This window comes from Streptomyces sp. NPDC017225, assembly GCF_044331465.1.
In the GTDB taxonomy this organism is placed as follows: domain Bacteria; phylum Actinomycetota; class Actinomycetes; order Streptomycetales; family Streptomycetaceae; genus Streptomyces.
The window spans coordinates 1-1,269 of sequence record NZ_JBIRNE010000003.1 but is presented as its reverse complement, the minus strand read 5'-3'; the positions used below and the strand labels follow the sequence as shown (position 1 = coordinate 1,269).

Annotated in this window: 1 rRNA gene and 1 pseudogene; one reads left to right on the top strand and one right to left on the bottom strand. The window is 67.5% G+C overall.

The features are described from left to right. A pseudogene (locus tag ACH4NX_RS07255) lies at positions 1 to 852 on the top strand (hypothetical protein); the annotation flags it as partial. Positions 853 to 973: 121 nt separating this feature from the next. On the opposite strand, the gene rrf reads toward ACH4NX_RS07255, so the two are convergent. Continuing rightward, positions 974 to 1,090: ribosomal RNA gene (gene rrf, locus ACH4NX_RS07250) — 5S ribosomal RNA — on the bottom strand. Positions 1,091 to 1,269: the final 179 nt, after the last annotated feature.

Genomic DNA, 1,269 nt, shown 5'->3' with positions numbered 1-1,269 from the left:
CGACGGACGCTCGCCACCCCGGTCATCGCGGCGGAACGAGGGACGATCACCCCGGTCACCACGCTCACCACGGTCGTCACGCCGGAACGACGGACGCTCGCCACCCCGGTCGTCACGGCGGAACGAGGGACGATCACCCCGGTCACCACGCTCACCACGGTCGTCACGCCGGAACGACGGACGCTCGCCACCCCGGTCATCGCGGCGGAACGAGGGACGATCACCCCGGTCACCACGCTCACCACGGTCGTCACGCCGGAACGACGGACGGTCACCACCCCGGTCGTCACGACGCGGCCCGCGGTCACGGTCGTCACGACGCCCGTATCCGCCACCGCCACGGCTGTCGTCACGGCGGTCGTCACGACGGTCATCCCGCCGGTCGTCACGACGGAAGCCACCGCGCTGCCCACCGCGGTCATCTCCACGGCTGTCGTCACGCCGGCCGAAGCCACCCCGCTCACCTCGGTCGTCGCGGCGGAAGGGGGGACGGTCGCCGCTCCGGTCGTCACGGCGGAACGAGGGACGGTCACCGCGGTCGTCACGACGGAAGGGGGGGCGATCGCCACCGCGGTCGTCACGGCGGAACGAGGGACGGTCACCCCGGTCGTCACGACGCGGCCCGCGGTCACGGTCGTCACGACGCCCGTATCCGCCACCGCCACGGCTGTCGTCACGACGGTCGTCACGACGGAAGCCACCGCGCTGCCCACCGCGGTCATCTCCACGGCTGTCGCGGCGGAACCCCCCACGGTCGCCGCGCTGACCGCTCCGGTCACCACGGTCCCCACTGTCCCGTCGCCGCTGGTCGCGCTCCGGTCGGTCGTCGGGAGAGTTGGTGGACATCGGTGACTCCTGTCTTCGGCACTACAAGTCATTCTCACGCAGCCGGGTACCCGGTGCGCCCTGGAAAAACGAAAGGACCCCTGGTCCCCAGCTGAACGCTGGGGACCAGGGGTCCTTTCCAAAGATTGTTCGGCGGCGTCCTACTCTCCCACAGGGTCCCCCCTGCAGTACCATCGGCGCTGTAAGGCTTAGCTTCCGGGTTCGAAATGTAACCGGGCGTTTCCCCTACGCTATGACCACCGAAACCCTAATGGTTTCGAGCGAACAAGCACACTCTTTAATTGTCTGTTCAGCTCGAAAGCCGACAACTGTTCGTTGTCTCAGAACTAACACAGTGGACGCGAGCAACTGAGGACAAGCCCTCGGCCTATTAGTACCGGTCACCTCCACACCTTGCGGTGCTTCCAGATCCGGCCTATCAAC